This is a genomic window from Niabella aurantiaca DSM 17617 (assembly GCF_000374125.1).
GTDB lineage: Bacteria > Bacteroidota > Bacteroidia > Chitinophagales > Chitinophagaceae > Niabella > Niabella aurantiaca.
In genome coordinates this window covers 24,761-41,255 of the sequence record NZ_KB893625.1, presented here as the reverse complement: position 1 = coordinate 41,255, position 16,495 = coordinate 24,761, and the positions used below count along the sequence as shown (strand labels likewise).

17 protein-coding genes are annotated in these 16,495 nt (G+C 50.1%); 7 read left to right on the top strand and 10 right to left on the bottom strand.

Translation table 11 applies throughout. The annotated features are described in order from the left end of the window. Positions 1-2 precede the first annotated feature (2 nt). Positions 3-494, bottom strand: a complete 492-nt coding sequence (locus B160_RS0100200; protein ID WP_040679186.1) for a hypothetical protein — start codon at positions 492-494, stop codon at positions 3-5. 258 nt (positions 495-752) lie between these two features. Then, positions 753-1,454, bottom strand: a complete 702-nt coding sequence (locus B160_RS0100195; RefSeq protein WP_018625814.1) for a VIT1/CCC1 transporter family protein — start codon at positions 1,452-1,454, stop codon at positions 753-755. A 495-nt stretch (positions 1,455-1,949) separates the two neighbouring features. Here B160_RS0100195 and B160_RS0100185 point away from each other — a divergent pair, with 495 nt between their 5' ends. Next, positions 1,950-2,567, top strand: a complete 618-nt coding sequence (locus B160_RS0100185) for an FMN-binding negative transcriptional regulator (protein ID WP_026309412.1) — start codon at positions 1,950-1,952, stop codon at positions 2,565-2,567. 2 nt (positions 2,568-2,569) lie between these two features. After that, positions 2,570-3,328, top strand: coding sequence for a hypothetical protein (locus tag B160_RS0100180; RefSeq protein WP_018625811.1), 759 nt, complete (start codon positions 2,570-2,572; stop codon positions 3,326-3,328). A 382-nt stretch (positions 3,329-3,710) separates the two neighbouring features. Here B160_RS0100180 and B160_RS0100175 read toward each other — a convergent pair whose 3' ends face one another. Together B160_RS0100175 and B160_RS0100170 are read right to left on the bottom strand one after the other, a co-directional pair. Further along, complete coding sequence (locus B160_RS0100175) at positions 3,711-4,886, bottom strand: oxygenase MpaB family protein (protein ID WP_018625810.1); 1,176 nt, start codon at positions 4,884-4,886, stop codon at positions 3,711-3,713. Positions 4,887-4,922: 36 nt separating this feature from the next. Further along, complete coding sequence (locus B160_RS0100170) at positions 4,923-6,194, bottom strand: nucleoside recognition domain-containing protein (protein WP_018625809.1); 1,272 nt, start codon at positions 6,192-6,194, stop codon at positions 4,923-4,925. A gap of 180 nt (positions 6,195-6,374) precedes the next feature. On the opposite strand from B160_RS0100170, the gene ychF reads away from it, so the two are divergent. Continuing rightward, entirely contained in the window at positions 6,375-7,472 is a 1,098-nt protein-coding gene (gene ychF / locus B160_RS0100165) for a redox-regulated ATPase YchF (RefSeq protein ID WP_018625808.1), read from the top strand. A 369-nt stretch (positions 7,473-7,841) separates the two neighbouring features. Here ychF and lysA read toward each other — a convergent pair whose 3' ends face one another. From lysA to B160_RS0100145, 4 genes are all read right to left on the bottom strand, one after another. Beyond that, positions 7,842-9,059, bottom strand: coding sequence for a diaminopimelate decarboxylase (lysA, locus tag B160_RS0100160; protein WP_018625807.1), 1,218 nt, complete (start codon positions 9,057-9,059; stop codon positions 7,842-7,844). A gap of 65 nt (positions 9,060-9,124) precedes the next feature. Beyond that, positions 9,125-10,024 (bottom strand): SMC-Scp complex subunit ScpB, encoded by a 900-nt coding sequence (gene scpB, locus B160_RS30365; RefSeq protein WP_018625806.1) that lies wholly within the window; start codon positions 10,022-10,024, stop codon positions 9,125-9,127. 89 nt (positions 10,025-10,113) lie between these two features. Continuing rightward, entirely contained in the window at positions 10,114-10,995 is an 882-nt protein-coding gene (atpG, locus tag B160_RS0100150; protein ID WP_018625805.1) for an ATP synthase F1 subunit gamma, read from the bottom strand. 119 nt (positions 10,996-11,114) lie between these two features. Further along, the gene (locus B160_RS0100145; RefSeq protein ID WP_157557834.1) at positions 11,115-11,984 is read right to left on the bottom strand and encodes a phosphodiester glycosidase family protein; all 870 of its coding nucleotides are present in this window, start codon (positions 11,982-11,984) and stop codon (positions 11,115-11,117) included. A 279-nt stretch (positions 11,985-12,263) separates the two neighbouring features. On the opposite strand from B160_RS0100145, the gene B160_RS0100140 reads away from it, so the two are divergent. Beyond that, positions 12,264-12,878: a hypothetical protein gene (locus tag B160_RS0100140; protein WP_018625803.1), complete on the top strand. Its 615-nt coding sequence runs from the start codon at positions 12,264-12,266 to the stop codon at positions 12,876-12,878. Between the two features lie 16 nt (positions 12,879-12,894). Here B160_RS0100140 and B160_RS0100135 read toward each other — a convergent pair whose 3' ends face one another. After that, positions 12,895-13,929 carry a hypothetical protein gene (locus B160_RS0100135; RefSeq protein ID WP_018625801.1) on the bottom strand — a complete coding sequence of 345 codons (1,035 nt, stop codon included), beginning with the start codon at positions 13,927-13,929 and terminating at the stop codon, positions 12,895-12,897. Between the two features lie 261 nt (positions 13,930-14,190). Between B160_RS0100135 and B160_RS27980 the strand changes: the two genes are divergently transcribed. Continuing rightward, the gene (locus B160_RS27980) at positions 14,191-14,808 is read left to right on the top strand and encodes an ankyrin repeat domain-containing protein (RefSeq protein ID WP_018625799.1); all 618 of its coding nucleotides are present in this window, start codon (positions 14,191-14,193) and stop codon (positions 14,806-14,808) included. Between the two features lie 41 nt (positions 14,809-14,849). Next, positions 14,850-15,254 carry a hypothetical protein gene (locus tag B160_RS0100120; protein ID WP_018625798.1) on the top strand — a complete coding sequence of 135 codons (405 nt, stop codon included), beginning with the start codon at positions 14,850-14,852 and terminating at the stop codon, positions 15,252-15,254. Positions 15,255-15,423: 169 nt separating this feature from the next. On the opposite strand, the gene B160_RS0100110 is transcribed toward B160_RS0100120, so the two are convergent. After that, on the bottom strand, positions 15,424-15,732 hold the full coding sequence (locus B160_RS0100110) for a DUF3467 domain-containing protein (protein ID WP_018625797.1): 309 nt from the start codon (positions 15,730-15,732) through the stop codon (positions 15,424-15,426). Between the two features lie 576 nt (positions 15,733-16,308). Here B160_RS0100110 and B160_RS32045 point away from each other — a divergent pair. Continuing rightward, positions 16,309-16,452, top strand: coding sequence for a hypothetical protein (locus B160_RS32045; protein ID WP_157557833.1), 144 nt, complete (start codon positions 16,309-16,311; stop codon positions 16,450-16,452). Positions 16,453-16,495 lie beyond the last annotated feature (43 nt).

Sequence of the window (16,495 nt, the reverse complement as noted above, 5' to 3'; positions counted from 1 at the left end):
CGCTACCGGCGTTCATAACCGATCTGGTTGGTCTTACAGAAGGATTCAAATTGAGCCAGGATATGTTTCCACTGCTTGCGGGTAAACATGCAAACGGATCTGTTTTCCTTATCAAATACCAGTGTATATTTAAAGCCCATCCGGATGAATGTTTGAACGCGGACCCCTTCGATCTCTGTTAACACTTTATCCTCATCTCCGTATTTCTCCGAAAAAACATTAATATCCTTCAGCAACCGGTACATCTCCGCTGCATTTCCCTTAAAATATTCCACTTCATAGGTCCCTGTTGCCCAGTTATCCTTATCGGACTGGTACCCCCAGAGGGAGAAGGTGTTCGGTTTTTCCTTTCCGGCGCTGCCCTCCAGTAGTTTCCAGTAAGAGAGATACGTGGTCCGTGCCCTGTCGGCAAATACCGGTTCCAGCCGGTACACCTGCGAAAACAGCATAGTGGAGCAAAACATCCACAAAAGGGAAAGCGTTAATTTTTTCATAGACATCCGGTTGCTATTTGGTGATCAACAAAAATAGGCGGAAACCTACCCGGAGTGGACGATACGAAAAGTGAATTGGCAAAAGATTAACCCCAGCCCGCTGAGGAATTTAAAACAGCCATGTAAAATATTAAATGTAAAAGCAAAGATCACGTTGTTACCCCTTAGCTTTCCTTCAACCAGCCACATCGACGTGATAAAAATCAAGCATAGAACTCCTCATTAGGCATCAAACGGAACCCAACCAGGAACCGGGACTTAGCCCGTTTGCACTCCAAATAAATATCCTACCAGTGCCGTGGCCCCCATGGCCATGGTTCCCCAGAAACAAACCCTCAAAATCCCCTTTACAATACCCGAGCCACCGGCACGGGCTGCCATCATACCCGTAACGGCTAAAAACACAATGGAACAGAGGTATTCCGTCAGCACCATATATTTTACCGGCGCCAGCACCGCCACCAGCAAGGGCAGCAGCCCTCCTGCAATGAAAGATGCCCCCGAGGCCAGCGCTGCCTGCAGCGGTTTTGCCTGTGTGATCTCGTTGATCCCCAGTTCGTCTTTCGCATGCGCCTCCAATGCATTGTGCTGCGTCAGCGCCTTTGCCACTTCCAGCGCGAGCTCCTGCTTCAGCCCGCGTCCTTCATATATTTTGGCCAGCTCTGTAAGCTCCGCCTCCGGCATGGATTCCAGCTCCATCTTTTCCCTTTTCAGGTCAGCGGTTTCAATATCCGACTGCGAGCTTACCGACACGTACTCACCGGCCGCCATGGAAAATGCACCGGCAACGATCCCCGCAAGGGCCGCCAGCACAATGGGGTTCCGCAGATCTGTGGCGGCCGCCACGCCAATGACCAGACTGGCCGTGGATAATATACCATCATTGGCGCCCAGCACCGCAGCCCGCAGCCAGCCGCTCCTGTTGATATAATGCGTCTCCAAAAAATGTGCGCTTTCCATATTGAATATTTTAAACCATTGTTCCCACTGCAACAACCGTAACCGCTAAATTAACCATTTCTTTTCCCCAAACAGCCTTTACCCATCAACGATGCAGGTCCGCCGCGGCAAACGGGCCAAAAAAGAAAGGATGCACAGGGCAAACGCATTAAAACAGATACGAAGAACGACCAGCCGGTGCCATTATAAAAAGAGTCTGTCAAAAGTTTTTTTGGAGGCCGGCAAGGCGGAAAAACGTAAGGTGATATCGATTGATACAGAATCCTCCCCCGCCCTGCCTTCTTCCCGGCCAAGGATGGATTCACTGCTTTTGAGGCAGGTCTTTTTCCATACGTTTCGAGGGCACGCCGCTGCCTGGCCACCTTTGGAGATTGAAATGCGTCTGACATGAAGGGGATGCAGCGGATTACAATAAACCTGCTACCTTTGCCCCCGGTGCTTTGTATGCCGGGCACAAGCCGGCCCTGCTTTTTTAAAACAACAACTGATACTCCCGTGTATATCCCTGCAATCAACCGCATGAACGATCCGGAGGAGATCCTTTCCTTTATTGAGCGGTTTTCGTTCGGAACCATCATTTCCGCCGCTGCGGATGGTTTACCTACAGCCACGCACCTGCCTTTTCTTGTTGAGCGGCAGGGGACCTCATTTGATTTAATATCCCATTTTGCAAAAACCAACCCGCAATGGAAAGAGATCGCGCACAATAAAAAAATACTGGTCATCTTCCAGGAGCCACACGCCTATATTTCACCGGTCCATTATGAAAAAGCGCTGAATGTGCCCACATGGAATTATATAGCCGTTCATGTTTACGGAGAGGGCATGCTGATCCGGGAGCAGGATCAGACACGGGCTGTGCTTGACCGGACGGTAGAACATTATGAAAGCGCTTACAAACCACAATACGACCGGCTTCCGGAAGATTTTAAACTCAAAATGAGCCAGGGGGTTGTTGCTTTTAAGATCCGGGCAACTGCCATCGAGGGAAAGAAAAAACTGAGCCAGAACAAAACAAAGAGCGAGCAGGAAAAGATCATACGCACCCTCTCCCAAAGCAAAAGCGGCAGTGAGCAATACATTGCTGAATACATGCAACGGCATCTGTCCTGAATATGAAAAAACGGGTTTCCTTATGGTCCTTAGTGGTTTTATACGCAGCCTGCATTCCCGGTGGCTGCCATCCTCCATCTGCCCTTACACTGCCCCCATCTCCCTGCCCCAGCACCCGTTCCGGATCGGCAAACGCCACCCTTCTTTTTGATCATGATACCTGTAAAGCGGCGCTGGTCCAGATCATCCATGCAGCCGGCGACGGAAAAGAGCATGCAGTATCCTTTGGAAAAGACCGTCATGGGAACATCATCCGGTCGGCTGTCAGCAATGGTGCTGCCAATACGGCCCCGCTGCCATTTGTTGCGCACCGTTTTGCGGACCTGCACAACCACCCGGAAAACAAGCCTCCGTCAAGCGGGGACCTGTATCATCTCATTGACCAGGCAACAGCCTATGACAGCAGTTATCAAAAATTCATCCTTCTCCCTGATGGAACCGCATATGCGCTGCGGATCACCGACCCGGAGGCCGCTAAAAATTTCAATACGCGCTATCCAAGAGTTGCAGGCATTACCAATACGGCCAAGGGAGTAACATATCAACCCACTTTTCCCCGTGCCCTGGTCAACGAATTGAACCGGATAAAAGGATGGGGCGAAGCCACAGAAGAGGCGGCCATCGTTTTTATGCTTCAAAAATACCGTACCGGGATCGCGTTGCTGAAAAGGGACCAGGACGGCCAGTTCAGAATGCTGCATACTACCCTGCATACCCGCAAAGACGGAGTACAGGCTTATACCGTTGCTCCCTGTCCGTAATGACCAGCTTGTACCGGTAAGACATCCGGCCGGTTCTCAGGAACTATTTAAAAACGACCCTGGAGAATCCTTATCGTCACAAGAGGTACCGGCTTTTTATCGCCGCTACTTAGGGCTTCGCCGTAGCCGCCATCTGTAACATACGCGGATAAGCGATCATTTTAGCAAAAGAGGCATGGCCCCGAAAGATCCGGTAATACAATAGTGAAATTTATTATAGATCAAAACAATGCGTTGCGTCTTTGCGAGAAACTTTTTGGGCTCATTAAAATATCACTTTCGTATAAGAACGGGTTCCAACCCGTTTATACATCCAAAAGAACAACAGAAAGCCATGGGCTCAGGGCATAGTGAGCTGTGCCCAGGGCACTTAAACAGGTGCTTAATGCCGTTTGTATTTCAGGTAGATATCCAGTGCATTTGCCTGGCGCGCTCCGCCTGCACGGATGGCCATTTGCCGGAATTGCGGGCGGTTCATTTTTCGCTCCATCCGTCTTAACCGCCACAAAAAAAAGCAGGCGATGTTCCCGATCCCCGGTCTGGGGATCTGCAGCAGCCGGCAGGAGTAAGGTCCCAAAAAAAAATGGTTATAAAATAAGTGTATCTGCTGCATCAGTTTTCGCAGCAACAGCGACCGGGGAAACCCGGAAGATACGGTTTCACCGATCAGCGCCTGTGCCAATGCCACGGAATCGGTATCGCCCTGCGGCTGCGTCATTGTCCAGTAATAAAGGGCCTCGATGGCTTCTGATTCCTGCTCCGGCAGCAGCTCCAGTGGGATCCCCAGCAGGTAGCCAACATATTTCCACAGGTGAAAAAGTCCTTCTGTCTCTTCCGCCGACGGCCGGAATCCCATCCGGCGCAGGCCCGTCAGGAAAACCAGCGAGAACCCCAAATGGGTAGCCAGCATATCCCAGGTATTCAAAGGGATGCCCCACTGCTCGTTGTCCCAGTCTGTTTTACCAAGGATGCTGCTCCGGGAGAACGAATGAATAAAGCGCGTGCTGATCACATGATACAGTCCCTTTCCTCCTTTTTTAAAAGCTCCCTTGCGGGTAATGTTCACCCAAAAAAGCGTGGTCTCCGTTAATCTTTTTGCCGCACCTTTTTTTAGGGCCCCTGTATAGATCAGCGGTTTATTGATGGCTGCCGATTCGTAGCCGCCCATCAAACAATAATTACGCAGGACCAGCAGCCCGGGGATCCCGGAACGCTGGCTCAATTCAATGCCGCGGTCTATTTTGTCATGATCCAGCCATGAAGGAGTAAGGTCGATGCCCGCAAAAAAATGATCGAAAATTCGTTTCGGTTCCGGATCCACCGGCTCGCTTTTCATATAAGCGCTCAGCGCTTCCTGTGCTTTTACAAACCCTGTTTTCGCATACAGCTGGTCCGCAACCACATCCCCGGCACGGTCCCATTCAAACAGAAAATGCCGGAAGCGGTCTGCCGCCCGGACATCCGGTGTATAACCCAGCTGCAATAACAGCTGTGCTCCGGCTCCTTTTTTCCAGTAATGATCAAAGGATGTGGTATTGATCTGATAACGGGCGGGCATCTTCACCACCTTTCAACAAGTTTGGAGACAGGAAGTTCAGGTAAAAAACAAATAACTGATCCCAACCGCTGTGATGACACCCGCCAGATCGGCCATCAGCATGGTTCCGATGGAGTACCGGGTATTTTTGATCCCGACCGCACCAAAATAAACAGCAACCACGTAAAAAGTAGTATCTGCTGCGCCCTGAAAGACCCCGGAGAGCTTACTGGCAAAGGAATCAGGACCAAAGGTGGTCATGGTGCTCACCATCATTCCCCGCGCAGCGCCGCCGCTCAGCGGCCGGATCAGCGCGGTTGGCAGGGCATCTACAAAGCGGGTATCCGCGCCCAGGGCATGAAATACGTATTTCATACCGTTGATGACCATATCAAAAGTGCCGCTGGTACGCAGCATGCTTACCGCTACCAGGATGCCCAGGATATACGGAATGATCTTAATGGCTGTGTCAAATCCGCCCCGGGCCCCATCGATAAATGCGCTGAACACATCGATCTTTTTATACACCCCTCCCAGCACGATCAGAATGAACACCAGCAGGATCAGTCCGCTGCTCAGCATACCCGAAAAAGACTGAATGGAAGTGGCATTTAACGAGGATACGTACAGCACCAGCGCTACCACGACGGCGGAAACCGCCAGCAGCCAGGTCAGGATCACCGGCTGAAAGAGGTTTACCTTCTGCCGGAGCGAAACGATGATGAGCGCCACGAGCGTGCCTACAAAAGTGACGATCATACAGGGAATGAACACATCAGTAGGATCAGAGGCGTTCTGAGCTGCCCGGATGGCAATGACGCTTACTGGTATGAGGTTGAACCCTGCGGCATGCAAACAAAGAAACATGATCTGGGCATTGGAGGCCACATCCCTGCTGGGATTGAGCTCCTGCAGGCTTTCCATTGCCTTTAGTCCAAACGGCGTGGCCGCGTTGTCCAGGCCGAGAAAATTAGCGGAAAAGTTCATCACCATATGCCCCATGGCCGGGTGATCTTTGGGCACATCCGGAAATATCTTTGAGAAGAAGGGGCCAATGATCCGCGACAAAAAGCGGATGCCCCCCGCCTTTTCGGCAATGCTCATAAAACCCATAAAAAGACAAAGCACACCGATGAGCTTAAGGCAGATCTCTACCGCCACCCAGCAGGTCTCGATCACCCCATCCAGCTTTAAGGGGTTGGCAGGATCGCTGGCCTTGCCGCTGATCATGTAACTAAAGATCTGCGTTTCTCCCAGGAAGAAACACTTGAATGCCGCTACCAGAATGGCTACAATTATAAAAGCCGACCAGATCCTGCTCAATACCATAATTCGTCAGATTATGAATTTAAATCGAAAGCGGGAAGTTAGGCTTTATTTGAGAAATTGAGCCGGAGAATTTGTACCTTTGCGGCCGGAAAATCAAGGTCCAAAGAGCTTAGGTCTGGGGTTTGAGATTTGGAACTTGAGATTTAGAACTTAGAATTTGTAATTTAGAATTATCACAGTATGGCATTACAGGCAGGCATCGTGGGGCTACCCAATGTAGGAAAATCAACGTTATTCAACGCAGTCAGCAACAGTGCAAAAGCGCAGGCAAGCAATTACCGGTTTTGTACCATCGAGCCCAATGTAGGGTTGGTAAACGTGCCGGACGAACGGCTGCTTGTGCTTACAGAACTGGTACAGCCGGAGCGCATCGTTCCTACACAGATCGAAATTGTGGACATCGCCGGCCTGGTGCGTGGTGCCAGCAAGGGAGAAGGGCTGGGCAATAAATTCCTGGCCAATATCCGCGAAGTGGATGCCATCATTCATGTGATCCGCTGCTTTGAAGACGAGAACGTGCTGCGCGACGAGGGCGCGATCGATCCCGTGAGCGACAAGGAGATCATTGACACCGAATTGCAGCTAAAGGACCTGGACAGCGTGGAGAAGCAGATCCAGAAAAAGGAAAAACAAGCCAAAACGGATCCCAAGGCTAAAGTCGAAGTGGAAATCCTGCACCGTTGTAAAGCACACCTGGAGCAGGGAAAGAGCATCCGCTCGCTCGATATCAGTAAGGAAGAAAAGGCGGTGATCGCCGACCTGTTCCTGCTGACCGACAAGCCGGTATTGTATGTGGCCAATGTAGATGAACCTTCCATGCATACAGGGAATAAATTTTCAGCGGCCCTCAAAGAAGCCATAAAAAGCGAAAATGCCGAGATGATCGTGATGAACAATTCGATCGAAGCGCAGATCTCTGAAATGGATGACCCGGACGACAAGGCGCTGTTCATGGATGAATACAAAATGACCGAACCGGCCCTGGACCGCCTGATCCGTTCTGCTTACAGGCTGCTGGGATTAAATACCTATTTTACCGCAGGTGTGCAGGAAGTGCGTGCCTGGACCTTCCACAACGGCTGGAAAGCCCCGCAATGTGCCGGTGTGATCCATACCGATTTTGAAAAAGGATTCATCAAAGCCGAAGTGATCGCCTATAATGATTTTGTGCAATACAAGTCGGAAGCAGGTGCTCGGGAAGCAGGTAAGCTGCGCATTGAGGGTAAGGAATACCCCGTAAAAGACGGGGACATCATGCATTTCCGGTTTAATGTATAATTTTATTGGCCGGGCTGCAGTGCAGGGGGCTTTTTACCCGGAATAAACGCTGGAGTCGTTTCTATGTACAGCCTCATGCCGTTTATAAGCCATGATCCTTTGTTGATGAAGAAGACCAGCAAGAGCAAAGAAAGTTCTGTCAGAATACTTCGCGTACTTTGCGGTTTAAAATATAACCGCTAAGCGCGCAATGAATCAGCAACGATCGCAATGAAAATTTCATCGGAATATTTTGCGAAAGTCTTGCATCCATTGTGGTTAAGCCTTCCCGTCTAAGGCAATGCGAGCAGTGCAACTTGTATGAAATGAGATTGTTTTTCCATACAACGGTTTTGTTTTGTTAACCTCCCCTTTCTTCCAGGCTATCCGCTATCCGGGTAGATCCACCACCACCTGGTTCCGCGTCAGGTCCTCCAGCGTATCTCTTTTGCGGATCAGCCGGGCCCCGCCATTGCGCACGATGACCTCGGCCGGGCGAAACCTCGAATTGAAGGTAGATGCCATTTCATACCCGTAAGCCCCCGCATTATAGAACACCAGCAGATCGCCTTCCCGTACTTCCGGCAATGGGCGGTCCCAGGCAAACGTATCGGTTTCACAAATATTTCCTACGATCGAATAGGGCCGCTGCTCCCCATCCGGATGGGTAAGGTTCCCGATCCGGTGGTAAGCATCATAAAACATCGGGCGAATGAGGTGATTGAACCCGCTGTTGATGCTCACAAAAGTAGTTGCAGCTGTTTCTTTAAGAAGATTCACGGAGGTGACCAGGTAGCCCGACTCACTGACCATGAACTTACCGGGCTCAAACCATATTTCCAGGTTACGGGCCGCTTCATGTGCATCAAAGGCAGCCAGCACTTTTCGGGAAAGCGCTTCAATATCGATCACCGGGTCGCCTTCCCTGTATGCCACTTTGAAGCCGCCGCCCAGGTCAATTGATTTCAGATCGGGGAAATGCGGAATGATGTCGAACAATACATCAATGCCCTTTATAAAAACATCAGCATCTTTAATGTCGCTTCCCGTATGGATATGCAGATTCTGGATCCGGATCCCATAGGTCTTTACCAGCTCCTGCAGCTGCGCCAGTTGTTCTACAGGAATACCGAATTTACTCCGGTCGTGCCCGGTTGATATCTTGAGATTTCCCCCGGCCATAATATTCGGCCGCAGCCGTACCCCTACCGGGTACTGACTTCCATATTTTTCGCCCAGCTTCTGAAGGTTGTACAGGCTGTCGATATTTACAAAAACGCCGAGATGCAGCGCTTCTTCGATCTCTGAAAAATGAATGCCGTTGCTTGTATAAAGCACCCGCGAGGGCTCAAAACCAGCCTGCAGCGCCAACTTTACTTCGTTGATGGAGCTGCAATCCGCATTGGCGCCGATCTTATGAATAAAACGAAGCACACTCAGATTGGTGAGCGCCTTTGCCGCATAAAATATCTTTACCCGGCCACCGTCGAAAGCCTGGCACAACCGCTGGTACTGCTTTTCAATTTTATCGGCATTATACACATATACAGGTGTTCCAAATTCATTCGCAATCTGAATCAGTTGTTCGTTTGTTAATTGTTCGCTCATGATGCTATTTACAAAAAAAGCAGTAAAATTACTGCTGCATAAAAAATAATCGTATGGGCAGCAGCTTATTCTTGCTCCGTTTTTTCCGAATCATCTTCCTGCTGCTGCGTTCCTGCCGCCGCGCTTTCGGTGTCGGCCGCCTTATGGAGGTCCTCCTCCTGCGCAGCTTCCACAATTTCCGGCACCTCCGCTACGGCTTCGGTCGTTACCGGGGGGGCATCATCATCTGCGGCGGCTTCTGAAGGAAGGGCATCACCCGCTGCTTCCGGCTCCCCGGCTTCCATCAGCTCCCCGCCCGCCTGCGCGGCAGACAGATCTTCGCCGGTCGCCAATGGACGTTCCGCATCACCGCCGGCCTGTTCTTCCGGAACAATGGCATTCCCATCCTCGTCTACCGGGGTGGGCAGGATCTCCTGCTCCGCCAGCACTTCTTTGATCCTGGGCAGCTCTTCGGCCGAGTTGATCCCAAAGTAATCCATAAAATTCTTTGAGGTTGCATACACCAACGGGTGACCCGGTAATTTTTCGTTACGGCCGCTGATGATCACCAGTTCTTTTTCCAGTAACTTTTGAATGGCATAATCCGCACTTACACCTCTGATGGCTTCGATCTCTCCTTTGGTAACGGGCTGTTTGTAGGCAATGATCGATAAGGTTTCCAGCGCTGCCGGTGACAGGCGTTTCATAAACTTATCGCCATTGATCTGGGCAACCGTTTTGTGATAGTCTTTTTTGGTGAGAAATTGCCAGCCCCCGCCGCTTTCGCGCACTTCAAACGGGTAAAATTCCGAATTGTATTTTTCCACCACCCCTTCAACAGATGCTTCCACCTGATCCAGCGTAATCTTATCTTCCATAAAACCGAACGCATTGTTCAGCAGATCCGTCAGCTCCAATGGGGTCAACGGCTTATCGCTTGCAAAGATCAATGCTTCAATATGCGGGATCAATCCGGTTATTTCCATGATGAAAAGTTCAAAGTTTAAACGTTCAGGATTTAAAGTTAAGGGCAAACAACATTGGAACCTTAAACCTGAAACATTGAACAAGTACTTTATCCCTGTAATGCCGCTGCGCCACTTACGATCTCCGTTAACTCGGTGGTGATCGCAGCTTGTCTTGCCCGGTTATACGAAAGCTTCAGGTTCTTCAGCATTTCATTCGCATTTTCTGAAGCCTTGTCCATAGAGGTCATACGGGCGCCATGCTCGGAAGCATTTGAATCCAATACGGCTTTGAACAACTGGGTGTTTAGGATCTTAGGCATCAATTCGGCAATCAGGTCTTCCTTATTGGGATCAAAAATAAAATCTGCTTTTACAGCGCCTTCTTTTTTCTCCACTTTCGGGATCGGCAGGAAGGGCTCCACGGTAAAGATCTGTGTGGCAGCATTTTTAAACTGGCTGTACACGATCTCCACTGCATCAAACTTTTTTTCTTCAAAAGCCTTCATGGCTTCCGCAGCTATTTTCTGCACATTCTCAAAAGAAAGTTTCAGGAAAATATCCCTGTGTGCATCGTCTGTTTTGTAACCGGCCTTGGTGAGGGCTTCATATCCCTTTTTACCCAGGTTCCAGATGGTCACGTTGCCTTTATCAAGCTGGGCCTGGTATTTTTCCCGGATCAGGGACCGGGTCAGCTTGACTACATTGGCATTGAAAGCCCCGGCAAGGCCACGGTCGCTGGTAATGGCAATGATCAGTACTTTTTCCACAGGTCGCTCGGCAGCCAGGGCAATTTCCGTATCGCCGTCATTGTTGCTCACGATATTGCTCAGCATTTCCTGCAGCTTTTGAGCGTATGGCCGCATTTGAATGATCGCGTCCTGCGCCCGGCGGAATTTTGCCGCACTTACCATTTTCATTGCCTTGGTAATTTGCTGCATGCTTTGTACCGAACTAATGCGATTCCGGACCTCTTTTAACTGACCTGCCATAATTATTTAACGATTTTCAAGGCGCAAAAGTAAGCGCTAATCGCCAGATTTCCATATCTGGACCTCTCAAATTGAGCACTATGTGGAAAAACACCGGTCAAACCTGGAAACAATGGCCTTTATCTACTATAAAACAGCGCATTAGCTACAGCGCGCTCCCCTTTATGGTCCCATTTTTTATTATCGGAGGGATGGTTGATCACTCCTCTTTTTTGGGTCCAAAGCGTAGTGGAACCGCCACCGTCGAAGTTGATCGCCGCAACACAATGCAGCCATCGCATCAGTTTCCGCAATTCCTCAAGACTTAAACCCGCTGCTTCCGGGCTTCGTCCGTCCGCCACCAGCAGGATCACCGCTCCTTTTTTGGTGATGCCGACAGCGGTTCTGGGATGCCGGTTCTTCGAAAACGCAGACGGATCTACCGGCGCATCCGCAGCGTTCTGCAAGAGCAGGGGGCCGTTGGCCAGAACAGAAGCTGCTGGAACGGAATCGGGCCAGCCGGGCCGGGCACCTCCCTCCACAATGGCCAGCTTGCCATCCTGTATCACAACCGCTGCTTTTTGATGAACGCTCATTTTTCCTCGGGCATTCACCAGATTTCCGCTGAGCACGCGGCCATCTACTCTTACATAATCTACCGAGCCGCCTTCTTTTGTGTTAAAAAAATTGCCGTTGATAGCCACGAGGGCGCCGGCTTCTTTTGCAAAAACAGATACCGGCTTCAGCAGTTTTTTTTCGGCGGCAATATGAAATCCCCGCTTCCGGCCGTGGTTCTTCACGACTGCATACGCTATAAACTGGTTTGCCATAAAAAGGTCCTTATCCCGGAAATGATGGGTAACCAGCTTTGTGCCCCGGCCTATACGCTCTTTTTTCCAGCGTGCTTTTACAAAACGGACCGAATCCGCATCCTGGGCTACGGCCATCAGGCCGGTCATGATGAAACAGAAAAATAAGAACCCCTTCCGGGTGGTACCAGCGGTAAACATCTTTTTTTGATTTTTGGACCACAAAAATGCGATGTTTTTGCTGCATTATTTTGATTAGAGAAAACTATAATGTAATTTTAATGAGGGGTGACACTCAGAGAAATATGCTGCGTTTCATAAACTTGTTCCAATAAGGGGTTAAAAGCATACCTGCTGCTGGTACAGACGGATGCGGAAAGATCAACTTCCGGCAGATCCGTTACCGGCCGGGGAGTAACCCTGCTGCAGCTCGTTTGAGACCGGCCCCCGCTTCATCAAAAAAACCGTAAACGATTTGCCATGCTACAATCTACAAGCCGTGTGCTGCTGCTGCTGGGGCTCCTGATACAGGTATCAGCAACACAGGGACAGCTGTTAAAAACCAAACAGGAGAAAGGATACTTTAACATCACCACCCCCGTGGAGCTCCAGGTGGTGCGGTCCATCGACTCGGCAATGCAGGAGGATGGGAACACCCGGTTTAAAGCAGGGTTCGAGATCAACACCATCAACGGCTATTTTGTCAATCCTCAGTTTTCCCTGGGTCTGGGCATCGGTCTTCAGTTTTCGCATTATAAATACAGCCCCTTCACAGATATACCGGAACAGGATACGATAACCAGGGGTGCGCGGGTTACCACCCTTCCCATTTTTGCCGATTTCCGTTATTATCCCCGCAACAGCATCAGCGGAACTATGTTTATTGTGGATGCCGGCTATGCCCCTACGTTAAATACCAGCCATGCTGCGCACCGTCCGTTCCTTAACGGGGGGGCGCTCCTGAAGCTGGGGGTGGCATACAAAGTTTACCTGAGTGATCTTATAACATTTGTTCCCTCCCTGAATTTTAAAGCACAGCAATATGGAGAGCACACGGTTGTAGGAGGTATATTAGGGCTTGGGTTGATGTTTTAATCTTCTGTTGCTCTTCTCACAAAAACCGCTTCCGCATCTGCTCCGTTTTGCGCCCGATCAGCCAGAATGAAAGGGCGAGCAACGCAAAAAAGATCCCTTTATTGGTCTTGTCCCAGAAGTACTCGAAATACCGGGTATAAATATTCAGCAAAAAGAACAGCAGCACCAGGTCCCGGAACAGCTCGTCCTTGCGTTTGTAAGCATATACCACCAGTACCGCCAGCAACAACGTGTATCCCAGCGCCCAAAGGAACAGCCTGCCTTGCCGGATGTTGCTCCAGACATCATAACTCAGGTTGCCTGAAACAGAAAGAAGCAGCCCCGAAAGCAAAAAGAAAATCCACAGAAAATAGGCGGTGATCTCATAAAACGGTATTACAGCTGCCCGCTTTTGCATCCGGAAAAACCATATTGTCAGCAGCAGCACAACTCCCAGGACCGTCATCCGCAGCGGGTAATTCATTCCCAGGAAATAATCATGCTCCGGGCCGGACCAGATCCAGGTCTGGATGCCCCAGCTTACGATCAGCGCCAACAATGCACATACCCAGATCAGCTTTGACTGCAGGTAACGGGCAACCGCACCATAGCCGGCTGCCAGCACAAACACCACCAGCCCATATAGCCGGTACCCGCTTCCCATGCCACGGGTAAGGTAGGTGATGGACACACCAAGGCTCAGCACCGCCAGGATGTTGAAGCTCTCGTTGCTCAGCGATGCATCGGGATGCCTTTGCTTTCTCTTTTTCGCAAACCAGATAAGCAGAAGGGAAAGCGCCAGGAAGACCACGCCGATCAGCACTTCGGAGAATGCAAAAAACCGCCGGATCCGCTCGATCCACTTTTCATCCAGCACAATGGCGCCAAAGGCGAGGATGGCGCAGGAAACGGCCGCCACAAACGCATAAAAGGTAAAGGACCCCAGGTCATCTTTGTGCACCTCCACAGACTGCCGCAGCCGCGCTGCATGCTGTGCATCCACCACCTGCTCCTTCTCCCATTGATCAATGGCATTCCCGATCACATCCGCATCTTTTTTTGATACCCGCATCGTTCAAAGTTCGTAATAAATATTTTAATGAAGCACCTGCCGGCAGGAAGCGGCCGGGTACAGGTCCTGTTTTTAAATGCTGCAGATTTGCAGATCAGGGGACATTTGCGGTTCCTTTTAGCCGGTAAAATCAAAAAAACAATCCGCGCCTGCCCGGATAAATCCGGCGGACAGTAAACCCGGAAGCCCTTTCATCTCCCAAAAACAACCTATTATTGCACGGCGACCCTACGGTGCCGCAGATTTTATAAAAAAAGCAGGATGACAAAAGCAACAGATCTTTTCGGGCTTATTGATAAAAACAATACCGAAGGCCTCACAGAAGCGCTCCGCCGCAAAACGGATATCGAAATGACCAACCCGGAAGGACAAACACCGCTCCTGTACGCTTTATACAAAAAAGACCGCCCCTCTGCATTGCTGCTGATCGGCTACGGAGCAGATGTCAATGCCCGGGACCAGGTACACTATACTCCGTTCCTCTATGCGGGCGCACAGGGTTTTACAGATGTAGTTAAAGCCTGCCTGCAGCACGGGGCCGACTTTAACATTTTTAATCGTTATGGCCGCACAGCGCTGATGCCGGCCTGCGAAAAAGCTTACCTGGAAACGGTGCGGCTACTGGCCCAAACACCCGGGTTTCCCATCGACCATGTTAACGATACCGGATGGACGGCCCTGCTGGAAGCGATCCTCCTGGGCGAAGGCGATGAAACACATGCTTCTGTTGCAGCGGAGCTCATCGCCGCGGGCTGCAACACCCGGATCCCCGATAAAAAAGGCATTACACCGCTGGTACACGCACGGGAACTGGGTTATCACAAAATAGCTTCCCTGCTGGAGGCAGCCGGAGCCCGACCAGAGGCACAACCTTTTTAATAGTGCCCTCGTCTTCAGGAAGAGTAAAAATTTTTCAAAAGATGAAAAAGACCGGCATCATTCTTTTACTGGTTTTATCTGTACAGGCCCTGAATGCGCAACGGGTAGAAAGCATCCATTTACACCTGTACACCGACAGTCTGAAAAAGGGCACGCACAATTACATCAACGTAGACGGGAGAATGAGCGACAGCAGCTGGCGGCCGCTAACGGAAAAAGAGCTTAAATTCACATCCGATTATGGCAAGTTTGAAGGCAACAGCCTGGTATTGCCCGGCGAACCTTCTGTAAAAAAAGTATCCGTGACCGTAACCTTAAAAGAGAATCCAAAAATGACCCGGAGCGCTGCGATCTGGATCAAACAACAACCGGATCCCCCGCTGCCGGATTATGAAACCGGTACCAATCGCAGGAAAAGAAGCTCCCGGTTTAACACCTCACGTTAATGGCGTTTTGATACCTGATGGCCGCTTGCCGGTCTAACAATTTAAAGGGCAAGATCGGTTTTCAGGCTTAATGCACCCCGGATATATATTTTCAGCAGGGCATACATCCTGCGATCTGTTAGCAAAGAAAGCCAACCCGACGCTTTAAACTTCTATATGAAACGAAAGGCTACGCCTGAGCCGTGGGTCCGCCAAAATTAACGGGTAATTGCACCTCATCCAGGTCTTTGATGTCGCCTTGTGTGGCCTCAAATTTTTCAACATTTTCGATCAGGGCCTTCATAAAGCGTTTTGCGTGCTGCGGGGTGAAAATGATCCTCGCCTTTACTTTGCTCTTGGGTGTTCCAGGCATTACATTTACAAAATCGATCACAAATTCCGCCATCGAATGGGTGATGATGGCCAGGTTGGCATACGTACCTTCCGCCACTTCTTCAGAGATCTCTATATTTAACTGATTGGGTTGCTGCTCGCTCATTTTAATGCATTTGAAACGAAGGTAACAAAAAAGGGCTTGCATCAAAGCCGGGCGCATTCCAAATTGCAGCACTCCCATAAACACAATGTCTCCCCCGACTACTTCATTTGCATAGCAAAATCAATAAGGTGATAACACTCACTCCTATGGTTCATTCTGAACTTGTTTCGCCCTCTATCGAACGACAATATGCATAGATGCTGAAACAAGTTGCATTGCAACGACAATTCGGTATGCACCCGGAGTCAATGTTCATTTTCTTTTCCGGGTATCCTGAAAGGGACCCGGAATGAACACCGCTTCATTTTGTTTACAAATCCACAGAGAATTACGCCACTGTAAACGAATTCGTTTACAGTCGATTTGTTTACAATGGCGCTGTAAACATCGCCTGTGTAAACTGTGTAGACCCTTATTCAACCTGCTAAATGCTTTATAATGAAAACATTCCGACAATAAACACAGCTAAGCCTGCGGGAGCTGCCCCTGTTACCTGGAGTATCGCACAACCCGATCGCCCTGGAAGAAAAAGGCCGCCGGAGCTTACCGGGTGCTGTCGAGATGAAACCTGGGGCCTTGAGAAGACCCTGTTCGCTGCACAGGAAAAAGGAAAGCGCCGCCGCTACCCGTGGCGTTGATAAACAAAAGATAGCGGAGAAAATGCAGCGAACTGCTGCGGCAGAAGCTGCAATTCCTGCAGGAAAGAAGATCGGAGGTTGATTCAACAGATGACCGGATGGCAAAGATCCTTGACGCCTATAAG